Here is a 20991-nt window from a genome sequence, read left to right on the forward strand (position 1 = left end):
TGCTGGCCGGATGCAGACAGACATCCGTGACGCGATGCCGGGCGACGCCGACCTGCTGGCGCAGTGGGCGGCGGCGATGGCGCTGGAGACCGAGTGCAAGGTGCTCGCCCCGGCCACGATCCTCGCCGGGGTGCACGCCGGTATCGCAGACCCCGCACGCGCGCGCTACTTCATCGCCACCGGCAGCGCCGTCTTCAGTGGCAGCGAAGTGGTGCGCCTGCCGGTCGGAACCCTGATGCTCACCCGGGAGTGGAGCGACTGGCGCAACGGCGACTGGTGGTGGATCCAGAGCGTGTACGTCGATCCAGGCTACCGGCGCCGCGGCGTGCTGTCAGCGCTGTACCGGCATGTCGAGAAGTTGGCGCGGAAAACCGAAGGCGTCATCGGTCTGCGGCTGTATGTGGAGCGCGACAATGCCATCGCCCAGCGCACCTACGCAGCGCTGGGGATGGCCGACGCCGGCTACCTGATCTACGAAGCGGGTTTTGGCGACTGATCAGGACAGCGCGGCGCGGCAGTCATCGCCCAGGTCGCAGTGGACGAACTGCACGCTAATACCGTGTGCACCCAGCACTGCCGCAATCTGGCGCTGGCGACCCTGGAAAAACTGGAACAGGCGCTGCTGGCGCTCGCGTTGGCCATCGTCGGTCGTCGCGACACCGTGGTCGTAGTGCTGCTCCCAGCTCGCCGGTGACATCAGCGCGATGCGCGCCTCGCCATTGACGTAATGCACCAGTGGCTCGGGCGCAGCGTCCAGCCAGGCAGACTCCCCGGGGTGCAGCAAAGCCGTTTCCAGCAGCGGCCACAGCGGCGCCAGGCCGGCGTGTTCGTACTGGATGGAGGTCATTGCCGCCAGGTCGTGCACGGTCATGAAACGGGCATGCTCGACCTGCAGCCCGAAAGCCGCCTGGGCTGCGAGCGCGGTATCCGCCGCCGCCATGCCCACCTCGATCAGGTCGTGCTCGAAGGCATCTCCGACCCGTGCCACCACGTCTTCGGCACCCTTCAGCACGAACGGCACCAGCCGCAACGGACCGCCCAGGTAATCCGGTGACGGAGGCAACGTGCCCGGCAGCACCGAGCCACTGGCACCGAAGGCGATGATCCGGCCGCTGTCGCGCTCCAGCCCGCCGCGGGGCGCGCGGGCTGCCAGCTCGTCCAGCTCCCGGTGCAGCGGCCAGCCCGGTCGCAACAACTCGACCGGATCGTAGTGGGCACCGACGGTAATCAGCTCCAGCCGCGCCGCCTCCGGCGCAAAATCCGCCAGGTCGCGGGCGATCAACTGGGCCAGCGCACCGACTTCGGCCTGCGCCAGGCGGTCGCGGTCGACCGGGGCGTCGCCGACCACCTCGATGGCGAACGCACCCAGCACGCTCAGTGGGGCGGCAGCGACTGGGCGGGAGACGGGGTGGGAATTGCTGGCTGGGCTCATCGGGTGTCCGGGCGGGAATCTGGCGGTGGGCAGGTCGTCGGGCCGGCCTGGATACGCAGGCGTTTGGTTGCACGCAAGGGCCGGCGTTACACTGCCGTCATTATGCCCGCAAGCGACCGCGGGCCCTGCAATCCCCGTGCTGGCTGGGCCGTCGCGGGGCTCCAACGAGGTGACCACCGATGCGCCAAACCCGTCCCGTTGCCGTGCTCGGCGGCGTCCGGATTCCCTTCTGCCGCCAGAACACCGCGTATGCGGATGTCGGCAACCTGGGCATGTCGGTGCGCACGCTCGGCGCGCTGGTCGAGAAGTACGGCCTGCATGGACAGCAACTGGGCGAGGTGGCGATGGGTGCGGTGATCAAGCACTCCAGCGACTGGAACCTGGGGCGCGAGGCGGCCCTGTCCTCCGGCCTCTCGCCGTTGACGCCGGGGCTGACGCTGCAACGTGCGTGCGGCACTTCCCTGGACACGATCGTCGCCGTGGCAAACAAGATCGCGGTGGGCCAGATCGAGGCCGGCATCGGCGGTGGCTCCGACACCACCTCGGACGTGCCGATCGTCTACGGCAGCCAGCTCCGCCGGCGCCTGCTGGCCGCCGCTGCGGCGCGCGAGACCAAGGGCAAGCTGGCCGCGTTCAAGGGCTTCTCGCTGCGCGAACTCAAGCCCGATTTCCCCGGCGTCGCCGAGCCGCGCACCGGCAAGTCGATGGGTGAGCACTGCGAGGAGATGGCCAAGGAATGGAACATCTCGCGCGACTCGCAGGACGAGTGGGCGCTGTCCTCGCACCAGAAGCTCGCCGCCGCCTACGAGCGCGGGTTCTTCGACGACCTGGTGGTGAGCTTCCGCGGCGTCTCGCGCGACAACAACCTGCGCGCCGACAGTTCGCTGGAAAAGCTGGCAACGCTGAAGCCGGCGTTTGACCGCACCTCCGGTCGCGGCACGCTCACCGCCGGCAATTCCACCCCGCTCACCGATGGGGCCGCTGCCTGCCTGTTGGCCTCGCCGGAGTGGGCCGCAGCGCACGGTCACGAGCCGCTGTGCCACCTGATCGACTCGCAGGTCGCGGCGGTCGATTTCACCCACGGCGAGGGACTGCTGATGGCGCCGACCATCGCCGTGCCGGAGATGCTCGCCCGCCAGGGCCTGAGCCTGCAGGACTTCGACTTCTATGAGATCCACGAGGCGTTCGCCGCCCAGGTGCTGTGCACCCTGCGCGCCTGGGAAAGCGAGGAGTACTGCAGGAACCGCCTCGGCCTGGACGCGCCGTTGGGCCGGATCGACCCGGCGAAGATCAACCCCAACGGTTCCTCGCTGGCGACCGGCCATCCGTTTGCGGCGACCGGCGCGCGGATCGTCGCCACCGCGGCCAAGGAGCTGGCACAGCGCGGCGGCGGCCGCTGCCTGGTGTCGATCTGCACCGCCGGCGGCATGGGCGTGGTGGCGATACTGGAACGCTGAGGCGCCACGTGCGGCGCGCGCGCATCACCCGCGGACTGACGCTGAACGCCTCAACCCGAAACGTCCAGCGCCGCGCGCCGCCTGTTTACTCGCGCAGACGCGGCATGCCGTGTTCGTCGCGCTCTTCCACCACCGCCATGTCATGCAACTGCTGGCGCATGTCGCGTCCCGGCAACTCGGTGACCGCCTCGCCGCGGCTGGCGCGCAAGGCGTTGGCGTAGGCCAGGCGGCTGCGTGGCTCGTCGCCGGACTCGGCGAAACCGTGGCCCAACTCCTCCCACGCATCGCCGCCCGCACCCTGGGCGATGGCGCGGTGCAGATACCCCTCCGCCTGCCCCCATTGCCCCTGCACGCGATTGATCCGGGCGAGTGCCAGGAGGAGTGCGGGGCTGCCCGGGTGCGCCTGCAACCAGCGCTCGGCGTTTTCCCGACGCCGTTCGAGCTGGCCAATGGGCAGCCGCCCGTACAGCGCGGCTAGCGATTCGTCCCAGCGCTCGTCCAGCGCCTTTTCCACGCTTTTGGCCGCGGCATCTTCCCAGCGCAGGGCGGCGGCGCGCTCGGCATACGCCGTTACCGCCTCGGGATCGGTACGGAACGCCTTGGGCAATGACTCCCAGCGGTCGGCAAGGATGTTCGCATCGCCCGCTTCGCGCAGCGCGGCGCTGGCCCATTGCGCCTCCAGCCGGTCCAGCTGTTGCACCGGCAACACCTTCTGCTGACGCATGGCGCCCAGCAGCCCGTACGCCTCGCCGACCTCGCCAGTCGCGGCCAGCGCATGCGCGCGCAGCAGCAATCCACGTGGCGGCAGTGGCTGCACGTCGGGGGTCTCCAGCAGCATCAGCGCCTCTGCGGGACGGCCGTCGGCGAGCGCGAGTTCGGCGCCGATCACCGCGCGGGTGACGGGGTGCGAGCCGGTCAGCGCGTCCAGATGCTGGCGTGCGAGCGGTGCGTCACCTGCGGCGGCAGCGGCGCGTGCGGCGCCTGCGTGAGCCAGATGGGCCACGCCCTGGCGCAACGCCATGGGCTGGCGCGCGGCGTCGTCGAGCAATTTCTCCGAGCGTCCCCACTGGCCAAGTTCCAATGCACCCAGGCCATCGACGAGTTTCATCCGCGCGGCGCGGTTGCGGCGTCGCCGCAGGGTGACGAAGGGCAGGGTGAGCATCTTCCAGATCAGCCACAGCGCGACCCACACGCCCAGCCCGACCAGGATGGCCGCGGCCAGCGTGGTCACGTAGCGGGTGCCGCGGAAGTCCAGCGTCAGCACGCCCGGATCCTGGACGAGCAACTGGGCCGCGAGCGCACCGACCAACGCCAGCACGATCCAGAACAACAGGTTGCGGAAAAGGTTCATGGCAGCTGCTCCCGATTATTCGCGCGCAGTTGGCGCAACTGGATCAATGTGGTGCCCAGGGTCGGAAGCGGGGGTGAAAGCGGCAGCGCAGCGATCTCCTGCAGCTCGGCGCGGGCGTCGGCGGCCGCGCCGGGCGTGGGGAATATCCGCGCCAGCCAGAACTCTGCACGACCAAGTGCGGCCCGGTAAGCGGCGATGTCGCGGCGTTCCGCGGCGGCCCGAGCGAGGGTGATTTCCAGCTGCAGACCTGCCTGTGCATCCGCCTGGTCGTCCGCATCGAGCGGTTGTGGCCCCTCCAGGGTTTGAACTTCGACGATCCCGATGAACGCCCGCTTCCACCACGGCAGCGGTGGTGCGGTGACGGCCGTCTTGGCCGGCGACACCGGCTCGGCGACACCCTTCGCCCACTGGTCCAGGCGCGCGAGCGCCCGCGCGCGCGGCTCGGCGTCCAGCGCATCGAGCGCGGCGCGCTCCTGACCCAGCGCCTGGCGCAGGTTGAGGTAGGCCGGGTCCTCGATCGACTCCAGCACGCCGGCGGCAAGTGCGTAGCTGCGGCGGGCGCCATCGAGGTCGCCGGCGATCTGCAGGCGCTGTTGCCCCAGACTCAGCAGGACTTCCGCCTCGTCCAGGCGCAGCGCTTGTGCGCTGTGTCGCGCCGGATCGCTGTAGCGCGCGAAGCTGTCCTCGATCAGGGCGGAACGCTCCGAAAGCCCGAGCAATTCATCGCGCAGGATGCGGTTGGTCGCGATCGCCTGTTGCAGGCGCTTGGCCTGGACTCCCTGATCCCCGCGCAGCGTTGCCAGGCGCTGGTCCAGGCTCGCCAGCCGCACGTCGATGTCACTGGCCTGGGCGACGTCCTGAGCTTGATGGCGCTGCCACCAGTAATAGCCGCCATAGGCAAGCGCACCGGCCACCAGCAGCAAGACCAGCAGCCACAGCCACAGCCAGGCTGATCGGCGATGGGGGGATGGGACGGGGGGAGTGCTGGACACGTCAGACACACGGTTGGCGGGGGTTCCAATGCTACCGGACCGGCGTGTGCGCGGGCGTCATGCCATCAGTTGCGCGGCCGCCTCGATCATGTCGGCCGGACGCGCACTGCGCGCCTGGCGGCAGGTCGAGAATCCGGAGTCGTGGGCCAGTTCCACCAGTCGTGCGCTGGCGGCAACCGCGGGCAGCGCGCGCAGACGCTCGACCACCGCCGCCGGCAGCCTCTGCAATGTGAGCTGCAGGGCCTCGCCGCTGGACACCGCAAGCACGCCCGGCACCTTGAGGTTGTGCACCGCCGCCAGCGCGCGCGGCGACGGCACTACCGGAACGCGTTGATAGACATTGGCGCGGATGAGCTTCGCGCCGCGTGCCGCCAGGGCTGGAGGCAAGGTGCCGCGTCCCCCCGGGGCGGTAACCAGGCCGATCGTGCTCCCATGCAGGTGGTGCAGTCCGGGCAGTGCCAACAAGCCCTCACTGTCCATGCGGGTGGGCGCGACAACATCGGCCACCCCGACCCGTCGCAGCGCGGCCGCAGTGCCCGAGCCGACGGCAAACCACGTCTGGCCCGGCATTGCACGAAGCTCGCGGAGCTTCGCGGCCGAGCGCGCGGCCTCCGGGCTGGTGAACATCAGCCGGTCGGCGGCGAGCGCCTGGTCCAGTGCGGCGCGGCTTTCCACGCTGTCGACGGTCTCCAGCTTCCACGGCGCCAATGCGAGCAGGCCGGCACCGTGGCGGGCGGCGGCGCGGCGCAGGCTCGCGTTGCCACCGCGTGGACGCAGCGAGATCACGTACCATGCGGGGGCTGGGTTGCGCGCGGTCATCGGCACAGCTTGGCACGCGCCACCAAGGACTGCATGCCTCGTCGTGCCGCCTGCGCACCCATCCCATTTACCGGTCGATCCGGCTCCAGCCAGGGTTTACATGCCGCAATCTGCGTCCTACAGCGAGGCCTTGCAGGGTCTCGAGCAGCGTTTCCAGTCGATGCCGCCGGTGGCGGCGATGGCGCCGGTGATCGAGAGCTTCGACGGCGACAGACTCTGCCTGACGGCGCCACTGGCGTTGCACGTCAACGACAAGGGCTGCGCCTTTGGCGGCAGCATGGTCTCGCTGATGACCCTGGCGTCCTGGGGGCTGGTGACGATGCAGGTCGAGGCTGCCGGAATCGATGCGGGGATCTACGTCGCCGACAGTCAGGTCCGTTATCTGCACCCCGTCTACGACGACCTGCGCATCACCGCCGGGCTGGCGCCTTCAGGCGGCTGGGACGCATTCATTGCGACCCTTCGCCAGCGCCGGCGCGCACGCGTCAGCCTGGTCGCCCGCCTGATGTTGGCCGACGGCCGGCTTGCCACCGATTTCAGCGCCCGCTACGTCGCGATCGCCCGCTGAGCCACCCTGTCCACAGCGCCCGTTACGATGGGACGCCTGCCACCCGGAGACTCCCCAACGTGCCTTGGCCTACCCGTCTTCTTCCGCGAAACCGTCGGCCCGGCCTGCGCGCGATGCTGTTCGCACTGGCCTCGCTGCTGGTGCTTGCCGGCTGCGGCAGTGCCAGTCCCGCCGCCAACGCGCTGGACTCCGCGCAATACGCCTGGTCGGGAGCGATTCGCTGGGGCGATTTTGGCGGCGCGCGGAACCTGGTCGATCCGGCGGTCCGCGATGCGAATCCGCTCAGCCCGCTGCAGATGGAACGCTACGAACAGGTCCAGGTCTCGTCCTACCGCGATGTCGGCGGCGCCGTGGATACCGCCAACGGCCGGGCGGTTCGCAACATCGAGATCGGCGTGATCAACCGCCACACCATGGCCGAGCGCACCGTCCGCTACCTCGAGCAGTGGCGCTGGGACGAGAACGCCAAGGGGTGGTGGCTGGTCAGCGACCTGCCGGATCTGTGGGCAGGCCAATGAGCGTGTTTTTGCACGCGCCCCGCTGCTGGGCGACAATCGCCGGCCCCAAGCCCGTGCGCGTGATTCCGTGACCTTTGAAGAACTGCTGGCGTTCGCCCAGCGTCACCCCCTGCTTTCGCTGGCGCTGGTCGGCATCACGGTGGCCCTGGTGTTCACCGAAATCGCCCAGCTGTTCCGCGGGTACGCCAGCCTGCGTCCTGCCGAACTGGTGGGATTGATGAACCGCGACAACGCACTGGTGATCGACCTGTCCCCCAGCAGCGACTTCGAGAAAGGCCACATTGCCGGCAGCAAATCGGTCCAGCCCAGCCAGTTCGATCCGGAAAGCAAGCAGCTGGCCGCCGCCAAGGCGCTGCCGGTGATCGTCGTGTGCCGCACCGGCATGACGGCCGGCGCGTCGGCCAAGCGGCTGAAGAAGGCCGGCTTCGAGAAGGTCTACGTGCTCGAGGGCGGCATCCAGGCCTGGCGCCAGGCCGACCTGCCCCTGGTGAAGGGCCGCCGCGGCTGAACGGGTCAGCGGTAGCCGCGCAGCCTTGCGTCCCTGCCGGACGGCCCCAGTCTTGAGCCGGGCACGCGTTGATCGCATGCCATAATCGTTACTTTTCCGTCTTTACGCTGGAGTAATCCCGATGTCCGAAGAAACCCTCAACGGTGCCGCCGCGCCGGCTGAAGCCGCCACCGGCCCGTCTTTCACGGTCGAGAAGATCTACGCCAAGGACGTCTCCTTCGAAGTTCCAGGCGGACCGGGCGTGTTCAACGAGCAGGCCCAGCCGGAGTTGCAGATGAACCTCAGCCAGAGCGTGCAGCAGGTCAACGAAGGCCTGTACGAGGTCGTCCTGGGCATCACCCTGACCTGCAATGCCGACGACAAGCCGCTGTACCTGGCCGAGGTCAAGCAGGCCGGTGTGTTCAGCATGACCGGTTTCGAGCCGGCGCAGCTGGACGCGATGCTCGGTATCCATTGCCCCAACGTGCTCTACCCGTACTCGCGCGCCCTGATCAGCAGCCTGATCCAGTCCGGTGGCTTCCCGCCGTTCTTCCTGCAGCCGATCAATTTCGAGGCCCTCTACAGCGAGAGCCTGCGCCAGCGCGCGGCCAAGGAATCCGAGAACGCGGCCCCCGGGCTGGACGGCGTCGAGACCGCCGGCAACGCCTGATCTCGTCGGCATGAGCGACTCGGTGGAAAACAGCGCCCTGCGCGTGGCCGTGCTGGGCGCGGGCTCGTGGGGCACGGCACTGGCCGCACTGATCACGCGGCACGGACACGACACCGTACTGTGGGGTCGCGACGCGGAGGCCATCGCCGGCATCAAGCACGACCGGGAGAACGCCCGGTATCTGCCGGGAATCATGCTGCCGGACACGTTGCGCGCGACCGGTGATCTGGTCGAGGCGCTGACGGACGCCGACCTGGTCCTGGTGGTCGTACCGTCGCACGCCTTTGCCGACACCTTGGGGCTGCTTGCACCGCACCGCCCGGCGCATGCCGGCGTGGCCTGGGCCAGCAAGGGTTTCGAGCCGGGCAGCGGCCGCTTCCTGCACGAGGTTGCCGCCGAGGTGCTCGGAGGCGATGTGCCACTGGCAGTGGTCACCGGTCCTTCGTTTGCCAAGGAGGTCGCCATCGGCCTGCCCACCGCGTTGACGGTGCATTCGGCAAGCGCAGACTTTGCCAAACGCGTTGCCGGCGTCCTGCACGGGCCGAGTTTCCGCGCCTACACCGGCGATGACATGCTCGGCGCCGAGCTGGGCGGGGCGATGAAGAACGTACTCGCGGTGGCCACCGGGGTCGCCGACGGCATGGAGCTGGGCCTGAACGCCCGCGCCGGCCTGATCACCCGCGGCCTCAACGAGATGCTGCGCCTCAACCGCGCCCTGGGCGGTCGTCCGGAGACGGTGATGGGCCTGGCCGGCCTGGGTGATCTGGTGTTGACCTGCACCGGGGACCTCTCACGCAATCGCCGTTTGGGGCTGGCATTGGGGCGCGGTCAATCCATCGAGGACGCGATCCGCGACATCGGCCAGGTGGTCGAGTCGGTGCAGACCGCCGACGAGGTGATGCGCCTGGCCCGCCGGCACGAGGTCGAACTGCCGATCGCCGAAGCCGTGTTCGCGGTCTTGCATGGCGATCTCACGCCGGCCCAGGGGTTGCGCCAGTTGATGGCGCGCGAGCAGAAGGCCGAGTATCCCGGTCCGTTGTTCGGCTGAGTCCTCCTCGAAACGCACCCTCCGCGAACACACTCCGCGGAGTACGCCCATAAAAAAGCCCGGCCGAAGCCGGGCTTTTTTCGTGCATGACGATCGATATCAGAACGTGATGCGCGGACCGATGAACCACTGGGTGTCGCCATCGACGAACTTGACGTCGCCGCTCAGGCCCCACATCGGGTTGAACTTCACCTGCGCGCCGAGGCGACCGTAGAAGTCACCGTCGTAGTCGCTGCCGTCTTCATAGCCGGCCATCGCGTAGCCTTCGAAGTTCGGCGCCAGCGCGCCGCGCACGCCGACTTCAACGCTGTAGCCGTTCAGGCTGTTGTTGAACTCGTCCTCGGAACGCTCGTAGGCGACGCGGGTCACCAGGTCGGCGGCCGGGGAGATCTCGTGGTTGTAGCCCACGCCCAGGCGCCACTGATCGATCTTGACGCCGCGGTAGCGCAGCGGACCAACGAAGAAATCGTCGGTCTTCTGGTTGGAGTAGTCACCGAACACGTGGAAGTTCGGCGCGATGGCGCCGGAACCGCGGACGGCAAACCCGTCGGCGTCGCTGTAGTCGGTGTCGGTGGCGATGTAGCCGGCTTCGACGTAGTTGTAGGAGATGCCATCGGCGGCCGAAGCAGCAAACGGGAGCGCGGCGATCAGGCTCAGGGCAAGCAGTGACTTCTTCATGATTTTTCGGCCTCTTGAAAGGGATAGCTCATTCCGGCTGCGGCCGCCTCAAACCAAGGTGGCATCCCAGCTGGACCCCGGCAGTATCCCCGCGGGGGTGTAATCCCAACTGAATTGTGTACTTGACCGTTCAATAACTACAGGTGCTGTTCAGGATGGAATATTGGAAGCCCGGTTGACCGGTGTCATGAAGCCGCAACGCCTCCTTCTGCAGACTGGGCGCCCGACGATGCGGTCGATTCCAGAGGAGTCCAACATGGCAATCCGTTTTCCATCCATCTCAAGCAGCATCCTGGATGCCGTTGGCGACACGCCGCTGGTGGAAGTCGAAGGGATTCTGGCCAAGCTGGAGTTCCTGAATCCCTCCGGATCGATCAAGGCCCGCATCGCCAAGTACATGATCGAGAAGGCCGAGGAGGCCGGCCTGTTGCAACCCGGCGACACCATCGTGGAAGCCACCAGCGGCAACACCGGCAACGCGCTGGCGATGGTCGCGGCGGTGAAGGGTTACCGGATGCTGGTGGTGATGCCCGATGGCCTCTCGGGCGAACGGGTCGCGATATCGCGCGCCTACGGGGCGGAGGTGCTGTTCTGCGGCGACTTCCACGTCAACTCGGCGCTTGAGAAAGCGCGCGAACTGGGTGCGCAGCCCCACCATTTCTGTCCCAGCCAGTTCGAGTCCGAGTGGAATGTGGAGGAGAACCGGGTGGTGCTCGGCCCCGAGATCCTGGCCCAGCTGCCGGACGGCGTCGTGCCGGATGCGCTGGTGGCCGGCGTGGGCACCGGCGGCACCCTGATCGGCGTCGGCCAGGCATTCCGCGAGGTCAATCCCGATGTGCGGCTGTTCGCGATGGAGCCGTCCGAGTCGCAGACGCTGCTGTGCGGCGAGGTCGCCCTGCACAAGATCGAAGGCATTTCCGATGGCTTCGTGCCAGGGATCTTCCAGCGCCACGGCGCGCTGGTCGATGAGGTCACCAGTGTGGCCAGCGCGGACGCGGTCGGCGCAATGCGGCATCTGGCCCGCGCGCACGGGCTGTTCTGCGGTCCCAGTTCAGGAGCGCACCTGCTGGCCGCCAAGCGGGTCCGCGAGTTGCACCCGGAACTGAAAACCGTGGTGACGCTGTTCTGCGACAAGGGCGAGAAGTACCTGCAGGAGTATTTCGTCCAGGCCGACAGCCAGCCCGAGGAGCCGACGCCCTTCATCTGACGGCCCGGCAAGGGCCGATAGCATGGCGCCCGTCATCCTTCCGGGAGTCAGATCATGGGCTGGACCCTGCACACCCACGCCGATGCGCGGCAGCTGGCCGCTCATCTCGTTGATTCGCTGCAGGCCTCGTTGCGGGCCGGCCTGGACGAACACGGCGGCGCAATGCTGGCGCTCGCCGGTGGGAGCACACCGTGGCCGGTGTACCAGCGGCTCGCGCAGGCACCCTTGGCGTGGCAGAACGTCACCCTGCTGCCCACCGATGACCGTTGCGTGCCGGTGGAGTCGCCGGCCTCCAACCTGCGCGGCCTGGCCGAGGCATTCGCGCCGGCCAATGGCGTGCAATTGGCGGCGCTGACCGCGCCCGACGGCGACCCGGACGCCTCCCTGGTCGAAGCCCGCGCCTGGCTGGCGCTGCATCGGCAGAACTTTGATGCCGTCGTGCTGGGGATGGGCAATGACGGCCATACCGCGTCGCTGTTCCCGGGGGCTCCCGAGCTGGCTTGCGGCTACGACCCGGTCCTGGAAGCGTGCCGGGTCTATCCCGACCCCTTGCCGCCTGAAGCACCCTACCCGCGCATCAGCCTCAGCGTGGGCCGTCTCCTGCGCTCAGACGCGCTGCACCTGCTCATCACGGGCGACGCCAAGCGCAGCGTGCTGGAAGAAGCGATCGCGCTGAACGATCCCCAGCGTCATCCGGTCATGGCGGTACTGGGAGCACCCAAGGTGGATGTGCAGATCCACTGGAGTCCGTGATCGGTTGGCGCTGCGTGATCGCTTCACTTTGATCGGGCGCCGTCGATTCGCGCGTCAGTCAGCCTGCGCGGCACCCGCGTCGCCGGCAAAACCGTGCTGCCGCCACGCTTCGAAGACCACCACGGCAACCGCGTTGGACAGGTTCAGGCTGCGGTTCCCCGGCCGCATCGGCAGGCGCAGGCGCTGATCGGCGGGCAGCTTCCCCAGCACGTCTTCGGGCAGGCCCCGGGTCTCGCAACCAAACAGGAACACATCGCCGCTGCGATAGTCCGGCATGTCGTAGCGGACACTGCCGCGGGTGCTGAGCGCAAACACCCGCGGTCGGGTCCCGTGCGCGCCGGCAATCGATGCCAGCGCACTGTCCAGATCGTCATGCACCTGCGTGCTCGCGTACTCGTGGTAATCCAGCCCGGCGCGGCGCAGCTGGCGGTCCTCCAGGCTGAAGCCCAGCGGCCGCACCAGATGCAGGCGTGCGCCCGTATTGGCGCACAGGCGGATGGCGTTGCCGGTGTTGGGCGGGATCTCGGGCTGGTGGAGGATGACGTCGAACATGCCGCGATTATGCGGGCGGCGGCAGCGTCGCGGCGGCGCAAGTGTGGTGACTGCGCGTCGGCGCGACCGGCAACGGGAGCAGCGGCGTGACTTGTGACCCGGTCCCCATAACGCGCGCTGCCGTTACGATTGCGTATCCGTCCATATCGGGCGGGACCGTACAAGGAGTGTCGAATGTCCGCATCGTCCCGCGCAGCCGGGTTGCTTCCCGCCGTTCCTGCTGGTTCTCCCCGCCCGTCGCGCCGCAGCGTCGTTGCTTACGCCCGGCCGCGCACGCTGCGCCACGGCGCGCTCGCCCTCGGGGTCGCCGTTGCCATGGGCAGCCTGGCCTTCCTGCCGCAGCCCGCCCAGGCGCGCACGGCCGTCACGGCAGCGCCGGTGGACATCGCCTACGAGCAGTTCACCCTGCCCAACGGACTGCGGGTCATCGTCCACACCGACCGCAAGGCGCCGATCGTCGCGGTCAACGTCTGGTACCACGTGGGCAGCAAGGACGAGCCCCGGGGCCGCACCGGTTTCGCCCACCTGTTCGAGCACCTGATGTTCAACGGCTCGGAGAACCATCGCGGCGAGTACTTCGATCCGTTCGAGATGGTCGGCGCAACCGACATGAACGGCACCACCAATACCGACCGCACCAACTACTTCCAGAACGTCCCGACCACCGCGCTGGATACCGCGCTGTGGATGGAGTCCGACCGCATGGGCCACCTGCTGGGCGCGATCGACCAGGCCACCCTGGACGAGCAGCGCGGCGTGGTCCAGAACGAGAAGCGCCAGGGCGAGAACCAGCCCTACGGCCAGGTCTGGACCAAGTTGAACCAGGCGCTGTATCCGGTCGAGCATCCCTACCACCACAGCGTGATCGGCTCGATGGCCGACCTGGATGCGGCCTCGCTGGAGGATGTCAAGAACTGGTTCCGCGCGTGGTACGGCCCCAACAACGCGGTGCTGGTGCTGGCCGGCGACATCGACGTGGCGACGGCAAAGGAAAAGGTTGCCCGCTATTTCGGCGACATCCCGGCCGGCCCGGACATGGCGCAGCCGCCGGTCGATGTCGCCCGGCGGGCGGCCTCGACCCGCGAAGTGCTCGAGGATCGGGTGCCGCAGGCGCGCATCTACCGGGCCTGGAACGTCCCGCCGACCGCGACGGTGGAAGCCGACCAGCTCGGTGTGCTGGCCCAGGTCCTTGGCGGCAGCAGCACCTCGCGCCTGGCCAGGCGCCTGGTGCACGCCGACAAGCTGGTCGACAACGTGACCGCCGGCCTCAGCGAGTCGCAGCTGGGCTCCAATTTCCTCGTCTTCGCGACCGTCAAGGAAGGCGTGGACCCGAAAAAGGTCGAGGCGATCATCGACGAGGAGCTGCAGCGGCTGCTGGCCGAAGGTCCGGATGCCGCCGAGCTGGCGCAGGCCAAGACCGTGGTGCGGGCGGGCTTCATCCGCGGTGTCGAGCGTATCGGCGGCTTCGGCGGCAAGGCCGACGCGCTGGCCAGTTGCGCCATCTACACCGAAGACCCGGGCTGCTTCCGCCAGAGCATGGCCACGGTTGCCGCCGTGCAGCCGGCCACCCTGCAGGCGCTGGGGCGCCAGTGGCTGGGCAAGGGCGACCACACCCTGGTGGTGATGCCCGGCGAGCGCACCCCGCTTGCCGAGGATCCGGCGGTGGAGCCGGCGCCGCTGACCCTGCCGGCGGTGGATTCGCGCTACAGCGTGTTGCCGTCCAGCGTGGACCGCAGCACCGGCGTGCCGCTGCCCGACGAGTTCCCCGAGCTGAAGTTCCCCGAACTGCAGCGCGCCACGCTCAAGAACGGCACCCGCGTGATCCTCGCCCAGCGCCACGACATCCCGGTGGTCCAGTTCTCGCTGATGTTCGACGGCGGCTTCAAGGCCGATCCGGCGGACAAGCTGGGCAGCTCCAGCTTCACCATGGGCATGCTCGACGAAGGCGCCGGCACGTACGACGCGCTGGGCTTTGCCGCGCGCGCCGAAGCGCTGGGCGCCAACCTGGGCGCCGGCGCCGCGCTGGACGGCGCGAGCGCCTCGCTGTCGGCGTTGAAGGAAAACCTCGACCCGTCGCTGGAGCTCTTCAGCCAGATGCTGCGCAAGCCGCGCTTTGAGCAGAGCGAGATCGACCGTGTGCGGGCCACCTGGATTGCCGGCATCAAGCAGGAAAAGGCACGGCCCAATTCGGCCGCACTGCGCGTGCTGCCACCGCTGCTGTACGGCGAGGGCCACCCGTATGCCATTCCGTTCAGCGGCTCGGGGACCGAGGACACGATCGCCGCGCTGACCCGTGACGACCTGCTCGCCTACCACCAGGGCTGGGTGCGGCCGGAGGCGGCCACGATGGTGGTGGTCGGCGACACCACGCTCAAGGAGATCGTGCCGATGTTGAACCGGCACCTGGGCGACTGGAAGGGCAAGAGCGCCGCGCCCGCGCCGGTCAGCGTCCCGGACGTCGCGCTGCCAAGTGCGCCGCGCGTGTTCCTGATCGACCAGCCCGGCGCGGTGCAGGCGAACATCTACGTCGGCGAACTGGTGCCCTCGACCAAATCCGAGGACGCCACCGAGTTCGGCTTCGCCAACACCGTACTGGGCGGCCAGTTCAGTTCCCGGCTCAACATGAACCTGCGCGAGGACAAGCACTGGGCCTACGGGTCCTACAGCTTCGCCAGCAACGCGATCGGCCAGCGGCCGTGGCTGGCCTACGCGCCGGTGCAGATCGACAAGACCGCCGAGTCGGTGGCCGAACTGAAGCGCGAGATCAACGACTTCGCCAGCGGCAAGTCGCCGGCGACCGCCGAGGAGGTTTCCAAGGTCAAGGCCAATGAAATCCGCAGCCTGCCCGGCGCCTACGAGACCGGCAGCGCGGTGATGGGCACGATCACCGGCATCGTCCGCTACGACCGCCCGGATGACTACGTCTTCCAGCACAAGGCCGAGATCGACGCGATGACCCCGGCCGTGGTGGCCAAGGCCGCCTCGACGATCGACCCGGCGGCGTTGACCTGGGTCGTGGTCGGTGACCTGGGCCAGATCGAGGCGCCGGTGCGCGCGCTCGAGCTGGGACCGGTGCAGGTTCTGGACGAAGACGGCAAGCCGGTCGCGCGGGCCACCAGCGCCGCCAGCAAAGAGTAGAGCGCGGCATCTTCGCAAGCGCCCGCCGGCCTCGCGCGGCGGGCGCTTGCCAAGCGCGCGGGATGTCCGCTGCGCGGTTATGCCTGATTCACGCCGGGCGGCCGATAACATCGGCTGCCCGCACCACCCGCCTCGGGCTCCCGCTCCGGCGGCCCCATCCATCCAGGAGCTTCCATGATCCGCTCGTCGACCCTCGCCATCCCGCTTGCCCTTGCCACCGCAGTCCTCCTTGCCGGCGGGTGCACGTGGGTGAAAATGGCGCCGGGGGCCAGCGCCGTCCGGGTGATCGGGGCAGGGGGCCCGCCGGCGGGATGCACCCGCCAGGGCGAGATCGCGGTCTCGGTCAAGGACAGCGTGGCTTTCTACGAGCGCAACAACCTGCGCGTACGGGAAGAGCTGGAAACCCTGGCCCGCAACGAGGCGCCCGGCCTGCAGGCCGACACCATCCAGCCGATGGGCCCGCCGACCGCTGGCGAGCAGCGTTTTTCGGCTTATCGCTGTGGCAACGTGACTGCGGTGCCCGGGCCGGCCGAGTCGGGGGCGCCGAAGAGCGCCGTACAGACCTATCCGGTGGGTGGTTGACCGGTTTCGCGGCAAGCGTTAATGCAGGCAGGACGGTAACGCGTTAACCTGTCGTGATACCTGTCTTTCCTGGTTTGCCGCCCATGCAGTTCCAACATGTCGCCATCGCCGGCCTGGCCCACATCGACGCGCCACGCCGGTTGAGCTCGGAAGAGATCAATCTCCGGCTCAAGCCGACCCTGGACCGCCTGGGCATCCGCACCGACGTGCTCGGCGATATCGCCGGCATCCACGCGCGCCGACTGTGGGACGGCGATGTGCTCGCCTCCGACGCGGCGACGCTGGCGGCGGTGAAGGCGCTGGCCGATTCCGGGATCGATCCCGACCGCGTTGGCCTGCTGGTCAATACCTCGGTCAGCCGCGACTACCTGGAGCCTTCGACGGCCTCGATCGTCAGCGGCAACCTGGGGCTGCCCGACACCTGCCAGAACTTCGACGTCGCCAACGCGTGCCTTGCATTCATCAATGGCATGGACATCGCCAGCCGCATGATCGAATGCGGCGAGATCGACTACGCGCTGGTCGTGGACGGCGAAACCGCCGACCTCGCCTACGAGAAGACCCTGGAACGCCTGAGCAGCCCCGATTGCACCGAGGCGGACTTCCGCAATGAACTGGCGACGCTGACCCTGGGGTCGGGCGCGGCGGCGATGGTCATGGCGCGCGCCGAGCTGGCGCCTGGTGCGCCCCGCTACAAGGGCGGCGTGACCCGGGCCGCGACGGAATGGAACAAGCTGTGCCGCGGCAATCTGGACGGCATGGTCACCGACACCCGGATGCTGCTCATCGAGGGCATCAAGCTGGCGCAGAAGACCTTCGCCGTTGCCCGCCACAAGCTGGGTTGGGTGGCCGAGGAACTGGACGAGTTCGTCATCCATCAGGTCAGCAAGGTGCACACCGCCGCCTTCACCAAGGCCATGGGCATTGATCCGAAGAAGGTCCTGACCATCTTTGGCGAGCACGGCAATATCGGCCCCGCGTCGGTGCCGATCGTGCTCAGCAAGCTGCGCGAGATGGGGCGGCTGAAAAAGGGCGACCGCGTGGCCCTGCTCGGTATTGGCTCGGGGCTGAACTGCTCCATGGCCGAGGTGGTCTGGTAACCGGACCGCAACGCGCCGCCGCTTGATCGATCCCGCGGCGACTCAGTCGGCCGGACACGCCGGGTCGCGCCCGGCGTAGACGGCGCAGATCTCCTGCCGGCACTTCAACCCCTTGGAGGTGTTGGCCGGGGGGCATTCGCGCAGGTTGGACTGGATCTGCTGCGATCGCGTCGGCTGAATGCCGGTCGACGCGTTCTGCCTGCCGGCGACGACGCTCGCCTCGTCGCTCTCCATTTTCCGGATCAGGGTATCCAGCCCGCTGGCCGGCGCCGCCTCCGCGGCCTGGATGTTGCCCAGCAACGTGGCCATCAGGTCCGGTTCGCCAGCGCGCGCACCCGGGTTCGTTCCACGGGCTCGCGCGGCCCGCGGCGGTGTCGCGACAGGCGGCCTGCTTCGGGCCGGTTCGCCGGGCGTAAACGGGTTCGCACCGTCCGGTCGAGCGGTCGCCAAGGCTGCCGCAGTCGGGGTTGACGCTGCAAACGGGGAGGCCAGCGGGTCGTCCGCGCCTTCGCCGAACGCTGAACCGTCCCCAGCATTGGGAGGTGCATTGGGGCCGCTGCCAGGCGAGGGCTCTTCGATGATGGTGGCCGCGCCGCGACCAGCATCGGCCGCGATCCCGGCGGTCCCGGATCCGGCGCGCATCGGCGCATCGGCCGGCGAAAAACCTGTCTGGCGGTTTCCCGATTGCCACCACCACAGCAGCGCGAACACACTGACGGCCGCGGCCGCAAGAATCAGCAGTTTCCTTCGCGGAGCCGGGCCTGTGCTGACCGCGGCGGTCTTGCCACCGTCCATGTCTGCTAGTATCCGCGCCGGCGAGGGGCCGGTCGCAGGGCTTGGGACGCCGGCCATCAGGCTCGGGCGACGGGGTTTGGCATCTTGCCGATCCACGTGGACTCCTTTCCAGACCGCCAATCCGGCTGGTTACGGTCCGGGCCGGGCCGGACAATGTGCCCGGGCATTCTGCGTTGGGGTCGCAGTGGCGTCAATTGGATGGCCTGGTGGACGGTCAGGTGGGCAACAGGGACGGTGGCAACATGCTCGCGCTTGGGATGGCGGTGTTTTTTCTGGTGACGGTACTGCTGGCGTGGCTGGCGGTCTTTCCGGCTGCGCGCGACGGTGTGCTGGCCGGGGTCGGTCGCTGGCGCGCGCGGATGGCAGCCGCGGCGGGACGCTGGCAAGACGGCGCGGGCACGCGCGCCGGCAACTCCTCGCGCGCGCTGCGTGGAGGCAGCGCGCGACTGGGGCAGTTGCTGCACCGCCGACGCTGGCTGCTGGTCGCGACCGTAGCGGCCCTGGCGCTTCCACCGTTGCTGATCCTGCAATTCGGTCGCCAGGTGCTGTGGGACGACTTCGGCGGCGGCGCGGGCTTCAGCGCGGACAGCCATGTGGTGGAACTGCTGCGCGGTGAGCGCCTGGCGCCTCCGCCGGAACTTCCGCCCGCCGTGTTTATCGCCGCGGAGGCCGCGCAGATGCGGGGTGCAGCGGTCGTGGCCCCGCAAGAGATCTCCAGCGCCGATCGCAAGTGGGCGCGCATCGCGCCGGACTTCCAGCAGCGGGTGCTCGCGATCTACCGCGTCATGCGCGAAGTGCACGGTTACGAGATGGTGCTGGTGGAGGGCTATCGCAGCCCCGAACGGCAGGCGTCCCTGGCGGCCAAGGGCGGCGCAGTCACCCGTGCCGGCGCCGGCCAGAGCTGCCACCAGTACGGTCTCGCGGTCGACAGCGCGCTGTACCGCGACGGCAGGCTGCAGTGGGACATGGAGGATCCGTGGACCCGTCGCGGCTACTTCCTGTACGGCGAATTGGCGGTCGAGGCAGGCCTTGAATGGGGTGGCAACTGGCGCAGCATCAAGGACTACGTCCACCTGGAATTGAAGTCCGATTGCCGCCAGGCGCGTCGCGCGGCGGGTCGATGAGGGGCTCATCGGCTGGCGCGGCAGGTGAAAACCGGGGGCTGCACCTGCTATCTTGACCCGCGGCGCAGGAAAGCCGGATGCCCGAAGGGCAAAGCCAGGGAGCAGGGCGATGTGGAAACCCGTTGATGTTGCCTACGCGTGGATCACCCGCGGCGACGCCGTGGCCGGTCGTTAACGGGGGGCGGGACAGTGCGTCCGGATACGCGGCAATGAGGGTGGGTGCGCTCATCCGGGGACTGCTGGGAATCGCGCTGGCGTTCGGTGCGGTTTGGCTGGTCGCGATCCTCTATTGGCGGTCCAGCGGCGCGACGCCCGGCACGCCGCAGATCGTTGGCACTTTGTTGCTCCTGCCGCTGTTGATGGTCGCTGGCTTTCTGCTGCTGCGGGCGCTTGCTCGCCGGCGCAAGGCGGGCCACGAACAGACGGCGACGGATTCGATTGCGGGCAGCGCTAGGGCTCAGGACGCAGCCGAGCAGGTCGAAGCCGACCGGATCCTCTACCTGCTGGACAGCGCCGCCCTCACACGCGTCGGCAGCGGCGGCGAAGTCCTGGCCGGAGCGCTGTTGCAGCCCCAGCGGCCCTCGCTGCATCCATCCCTGCGCGACCAGATGGGCCTGCCGATATTTGCCGCCCAGGTCGATGATCTGGACGTGGAGCCTGTCCGCGCTGCCGTCGAGGCCTTGCTGCCGGAATCGCGACCGCGCTCGCCGGGTCTTGCCGAGGACCAGCTGCGCGCGCTGGCGCTGCTGGAGACGGTCGTCGAAGACCTGCTGTACGCCGCGCTGCCGTTCGCGGACGTGGACCCGGTGGCTGCGCCGTCCGCGGACACGGCGATGCACCCTCATGCCATGCAGCACTCGCGTTCCTCGCGCGCGCTGGCGCCCGCGCCGCAGGCGCCGGTCCTGCACATCCGGCTGCTGCTGCCGGCCCACTGGCCCGAGCCGGTGCGTCGCGCTTGCCTGGGCTGGATCGCCGACAAGGCCGCCACGATCGGATTTGCCAGCGGCACGTTCCGCATCAGCGTCGAGCCGGTCGCCGGCGCCGCCGATGCGTGGCGGGTGATCGACCGGCTGGCCCAGCCCGACGCGCATGCCGACGCCGCGCCATCCGACACCCACCTGCTGCTGGCGGCGCACAGCCTGGTGGACGAGCTCGCGGTCAGCCGGCTGGATGCGACCCGCAGCCTGCTGGTCAGCGGGCATCCGGAGGGACTGATTCCCGGCGAGGGCGCGGCGGGCGTGTGGCTGTCGACGCAGACTCCCGGCGACGGGCGGGAAGTGCCGCCGTTGCGGCTGCATCGCGTCCTGCACGGACCGGCGGGACACGGACGTACGGCCGGGCGCGAGCTTGCGTCGCTGCTGCAGCGCGCGCTGGCGGTCGCCGCGCTGCCCGCCGACGAGGTCGCCGCCGTCTTCAGCGACGCCGACCACCGTCCCAGCCGCGCGATCGAGATCGCCGGCGCGATGACCGTCTGCCTGCCCGAGCTGGACCCGGTCGAGCAGGGTCGCCACCTGGGTCTGGTCTGCGGCGAGACCGGAGCGGTGGCGGTACTCGCGTTGCTCGCCGCTGCGGCGGCGCAGGCCACGGCCGAAGACGCGCCGGTCGTGCTCGCGTCGGTCGCCGACGGCACGGTGCGTTTTGCCGCCGCGCTGTCGCCCATGCCCAGCCCTGAACCTCCAGCCGCGCCCGCGGCGGAAACCGTTTGACGATCATGGATGCG

Annotated in this window: 20 protein-coding genes and 1 pseudogene; 14 read left to right on the plus strand and 7 right to left on the minus strand. The window is 69.0% G+C overall.

What is annotated here, in order from left to right; all coding sequences use genetic code 11:
• Nucleotides 1-10 precede the first annotated feature (10 nt).
• Complete coding sequence (locus INQ42_RS00425) at nucleotides 11-496, plus strand: GNAT family N-acetyltransferase (RefSeq protein ID WP_194034682.1); 486 nt, start codon at nucleotides 11-13, stop codon at nucleotides 494-496.
• On the opposite strand, the gene INQ42_RS00430 is transcribed toward INQ42_RS00425, so the two are convergent.
• On the minus strand, nucleotides 497-1432 hold the full coding sequence (locus INQ42_RS00430) for a hypothetical protein (RefSeq protein ID WP_194034683.1): 936 nt from the start codon (nucleotides 1430-1432) through the stop codon (nucleotides 497-499). It abuts the gene before it with no gap.
• A 179-nt stretch (nucleotides 1433-1611) separates the two neighbouring features.
• On the opposite strand from INQ42_RS00430, the gene INQ42_RS00435 reads away from it, so the two are divergent.
• Nucleotides 1612-2889, plus strand: a complete 1278-nt coding sequence (locus tag INQ42_RS00435) for an acetyl-CoA C-acetyltransferase (protein ID WP_194034684.1) — start codon at nucleotides 1612-1614, stop codon at nucleotides 2887-2889.
• Nucleotides 2890-2974: 85 nt separating this feature from the next.
• Here INQ42_RS00435 and INQ42_RS00440 read toward each other — a convergent pair whose 3' ends face one another.
• From INQ42_RS00440 to INQ42_RS00450, 3 genes are read right to left on the minus strand one after another with little or no spacing between them, the layout of a single operon-like run.
• Complete coding sequence (locus tag INQ42_RS00440; RefSeq protein WP_194034685.1) at nucleotides 2975-4240, minus strand: heme biosynthesis protein HemY; 1266 nt, start codon at nucleotides 4238-4240, stop codon at nucleotides 2975-2977.
• Nucleotides 4237-5232: a uroporphyrinogen-III C-methyltransferase gene (locus tag INQ42_RS00445; RefSeq protein ID WP_194034686.1), complete on the minus strand. Its 996-nt coding sequence runs from the start codon at nucleotides 5230-5232 to the stop codon at nucleotides 4237-4239. Before INQ42_RS00445 ends, INQ42_RS00440 begins: the two co-directional genes overlap by 4 nt.
• A 57-nt stretch (nucleotides 5233-5289) precedes the next feature.
• Nucleotides 5290-6051, minus strand: a complete 762-nt coding sequence (locus INQ42_RS00450) for a uroporphyrinogen-III synthase (protein ID WP_194034687.1) — start codon at nucleotides 6049-6051, stop codon at nucleotides 5290-5292.
• A 100-nt stretch (nucleotides 6052-6151) separates the two neighbouring features.
• Between INQ42_RS00450 and INQ42_RS00455 the strand changes: the two genes are divergently transcribed.
• From INQ42_RS00455 to INQ42_RS00475, 5 genes are all read left to right on the plus strand, one after another.
• On the plus strand, nucleotides 6152-6619 hold the full coding sequence (locus INQ42_RS00455) for a YiiD C-terminal domain-containing protein (protein ID WP_194034688.1): 468 nt from the start codon (nucleotides 6152-6154) through the stop codon (nucleotides 6617-6619).
• Nucleotides 6620-6732: 113 nt separating this feature from the next.
• A complete protein-coding gene (locus tag INQ42_RS00460) occupies nucleotides 6733-7137 on the plus strand; it encodes a hypothetical protein (protein WP_194034689.1) in 405 nt (134 codons plus the stop codon).
• A gap of 67 nt (nucleotides 7138-7204) precedes the next feature.
• Entirely contained in the window at nucleotides 7205-7645 is a 441-nt protein-coding gene (locus INQ42_RS00465) for a rhodanese-like domain-containing protein (protein ID WP_194034690.1), read from the plus strand.
• Between the two features lie 121 nt (nucleotides 7646-7766).
• Nucleotides 7767-8294, plus strand: a complete 528-nt coding sequence (secB, locus tag INQ42_RS00470) for a protein-export chaperone SecB (protein ID WP_194034691.1) — start codon at nucleotides 7767-7769, stop codon at nucleotides 8292-8294.
• A 10-nt stretch (nucleotides 8295-8304) separates the two neighbouring features.
• On the plus strand, nucleotides 8305-9342 hold the full coding sequence (locus tag INQ42_RS00475; RefSeq protein WP_194034692.1) for an NAD(P)H-dependent glycerol-3-phosphate dehydrogenase: 1038 nt from the start codon (nucleotides 8305-8307) through the stop codon (nucleotides 9340-9342).
• A gap of 99 nt (nucleotides 9343-9441) precedes the next feature.
• Here the strand turns inward: INQ42_RS00475 and INQ42_RS00480 are convergent, their stop codons facing one another.
• The gene (locus tag INQ42_RS00480) at nucleotides 9442-10020 is read right to left on the minus strand and encodes an OmpO family porin (protein WP_193985291.1); all 579 of its coding nucleotides are present in this window, start codon (nucleotides 10018-10020) and stop codon (nucleotides 9442-9444) included.
• A gap of 256 nt (nucleotides 10021-10276) precedes the next feature.
• Between INQ42_RS00480 and INQ42_RS00485 the strand changes: the two genes are divergently transcribed.
• On the plus strand, nucleotides 10277-11227 hold the full coding sequence (locus tag INQ42_RS00485) for a PLP-dependent cysteine synthase family protein (protein WP_194034693.1): 951 nt from the start codon (nucleotides 10277-10279) through the stop codon (nucleotides 11225-11227).
• A 54-nt stretch (nucleotides 11228-11281) separates the two neighbouring features.
• Entirely contained in the window at nucleotides 11282-11980 is a 699-nt protein-coding gene (pgl, locus tag INQ42_RS00490; protein WP_194034694.1) for a 6-phosphogluconolactonase, read from the plus strand.
• 54 nt (nucleotides 11981-12034) lie between these two features.
• On the opposite strand, the gene INQ42_RS00495 is transcribed toward pgl, so the two are convergent.
• Entirely contained in the window at nucleotides 12035-12532 is a 498-nt protein-coding gene (locus INQ42_RS00495) for a tRNA (cytidine(34)-2'-O)-methyltransferase (RefSeq protein ID WP_194034695.1), read from the minus strand.
• A gap of 315 nt (nucleotides 12533-12847) precedes the next feature.
• Between INQ42_RS00495 and INQ42_RS00500 the strand changes: the two genes are divergently transcribed.
• The 3 genes and pseudogenes from INQ42_RS00500 (at nucleotide 12848) to INQ42_RS00510 (ending at nucleotide 17352) form a co-directional block, all read left to right on the plus strand.
• The gene (locus INQ42_RS00500; protein WP_228064511.1) at nucleotides 12848-15670 is read left to right on the plus strand and encodes a M16 family metallopeptidase; all 2823 of its coding nucleotides are present in this window, start codon (nucleotides 12848-12850) and stop codon (nucleotides 15668-15670) included.
• A 177-nt stretch (nucleotides 15671-15847) separates the two neighbouring features.
• Nucleotides 15848-16171: pseudogene (locus INQ42_RS00505) on the plus strand (DUF4156 domain-containing protein); the annotation flags it as partial.
• A 164-nt stretch (nucleotides 16172-16335) separates the two neighbouring features.
• The gene (locus INQ42_RS00510; RefSeq protein ID WP_194034697.1) at nucleotides 16336-17352 is read left to right on the plus strand and encodes a 3-oxoacyl-ACP synthase III; all 1017 of its coding nucleotides are present in this window, start codon (nucleotides 16336-16338) and stop codon (nucleotides 17350-17352) included.
• Between the two features lie 42 nt (nucleotides 17353-17394).
• Here INQ42_RS00510 and INQ42_RS00515 read toward each other — a convergent pair whose 3' ends face one another.
• Complete coding sequence (locus tag INQ42_RS00515; RefSeq protein ID WP_194034698.1) at nucleotides 17395-18147, minus strand: hypothetical protein; 753 nt, start codon at nucleotides 18145-18147, stop codon at nucleotides 17395-17397.
• A 242-nt stretch (nucleotides 18148-18389) separates the two neighbouring features.
• Here INQ42_RS00515 and INQ42_RS00520 point away from each other — a divergent pair, with 242 nt between their 5' ends.
• Together INQ42_RS00520 and INQ42_RS00525 are read left to right on the plus strand one after the other, a co-directional pair.
• The gene (locus INQ42_RS00520; protein ID WP_228064391.1) at nucleotides 18390-19271 is read left to right on the plus strand and encodes a M15 family metallopeptidase; all 882 of its coding nucleotides are present in this window, start codon (nucleotides 18390-18392) and stop codon (nucleotides 19269-19271) included.
• A 209-nt stretch (nucleotides 19272-19480) separates the two neighbouring features.
• The gene (locus INQ42_RS00525) at nucleotides 19481-20977 is read left to right on the plus strand and encodes a hypothetical protein (protein ID WP_194034699.1); all 1497 of its coding nucleotides are present in this window, start codon (nucleotides 19481-19483) and stop codon (nucleotides 20975-20977) included.
• Nucleotides 20978-20991: the final 14 nt, after the last annotated feature.

The sequence above is a fragment of the Lysobacter avium genome, assembly GCF_015209745.1.
GTDB lineage: Bacteria > Pseudomonadota > Gammaproteobacteria > Xanthomonadales > Xanthomonadaceae > Novilysobacter > Novilysobacter avium.

Bases quoted from the DNA above. Each gene is read 5' to 3' on its own strand.
- INQ42_RS00425 (WP_194034682.1), top strand. From the start codon at position 11: ATGCAGACAGACATCCGTGACGCGATGCCGGGCGACGCCGACCTGCTG.
- INQ42_RS00430 (WP_194034683.1), bottom strand. From the start codon at position 1,432: ATGAGCCCAGCCAGCAATTCCCACCCCGTCTCCCGCCCAGTCGCTGCC.
- INQ42_RS00435 (WP_194034684.1), top strand. From the start codon at position 1,612: ATGCGCCAAACCCGTCCCGTTGCCGTGCTCGGCGGCGTCCGGATTCCC.
- INQ42_RS00440 (WP_194034685.1), bottom strand. From the start codon at position 4,240: ATGAACCTTTTCCGCAACCTGTTGTTCTGGATCGTGCTGGCGTTGGTC.
- INQ42_RS00450 (WP_194034687.1), bottom strand. From the start codon at position 6,051: ATGACCGCGCGCAACCCAGCCCCCGCATGGTACGTGATCTCGCTGCGT.
- INQ42_RS00455 (WP_194034688.1), top strand. From the start codon at position 6,152: ATGCCGCAATCTGCGTCCTACAGCGAGGCCTTGCAGGGTCTCGAGCAG.
- INQ42_RS00460 (WP_194034689.1), top strand. From the start codon at position 6,733: ATGCTGTTCGCACTGGCCTCGCTGCTGGTGCTTGCCGGCTGCGGCAGT.
- secB (WP_194034691.1), top strand. From the start codon at position 7,767: ATGTCCGAAGAAACCCTCAACGGTGCCGCCGCGCCGGCTGAAGCCGCC.
- INQ42_RS00475 (WP_194034692.1), top strand. From the start codon at position 8,305: ATGAGCGACTCGGTGGAAAACAGCGCCCTGCGCGTGGCCGTGCTGGGC.
- INQ42_RS00480 (WP_193985291.1), bottom strand. From the start codon at position 10,020: ATGAAGAAGTCACTGCTTGCCCTGAGCCTGATCGCCGCGCTCCCGTTT.
- INQ42_RS00485 (WP_194034693.1), top strand. From the start codon at position 10,277: ATGGCAATCCGTTTTCCATCCATCTCAAGCAGCATCCTGGATGCCGTT.
- pgl (WP_194034694.1), top strand. From the start codon at position 11,282: ATGGGCTGGACCCTGCACACCCACGCCGATGCGCGGCAGCTGGCCGCT.
- INQ42_RS00495 (WP_194034695.1), bottom strand. From the start codon at position 12,532: ATGTTCGACGTCATCCTCCACCAGCCCGAGATCCCGCCCAACACCGGC.
- INQ42_RS00500 (WP_228064511.1), top strand. From the start codon at position 12,848: ATGGGCAGCCTGGCCTTCCTGCCGCAGCCCGCCCAGGCGCGCACGGCC.
- INQ42_RS00510 (WP_194034697.1), top strand. From the start codon at position 16,336: ATGCAGTTCCAACATGTCGCCATCGCCGGCCTGGCCCACATCGACGCG.
- INQ42_RS00515 (WP_194034698.1), bottom strand. From the start codon at position 18,147: ATGGACGGTGGCAAGACCGCCGCGGTCAGCACAGGCCCGGCTCCGCGA.
- INQ42_RS00520 (WP_228064391.1), top strand. From the start codon at position 18,390: ATGCTCGCGCTTGGGATGGCGGTGTTTTTTCTGGTGACGGTACTGCTG.
- INQ42_RS00525 (WP_194034699.1), top strand. From the start codon at position 19,481: ATGAGGGTGGGTGCGCTCATCCGGGGACTGCTGGGAATCGCGCTGGCG.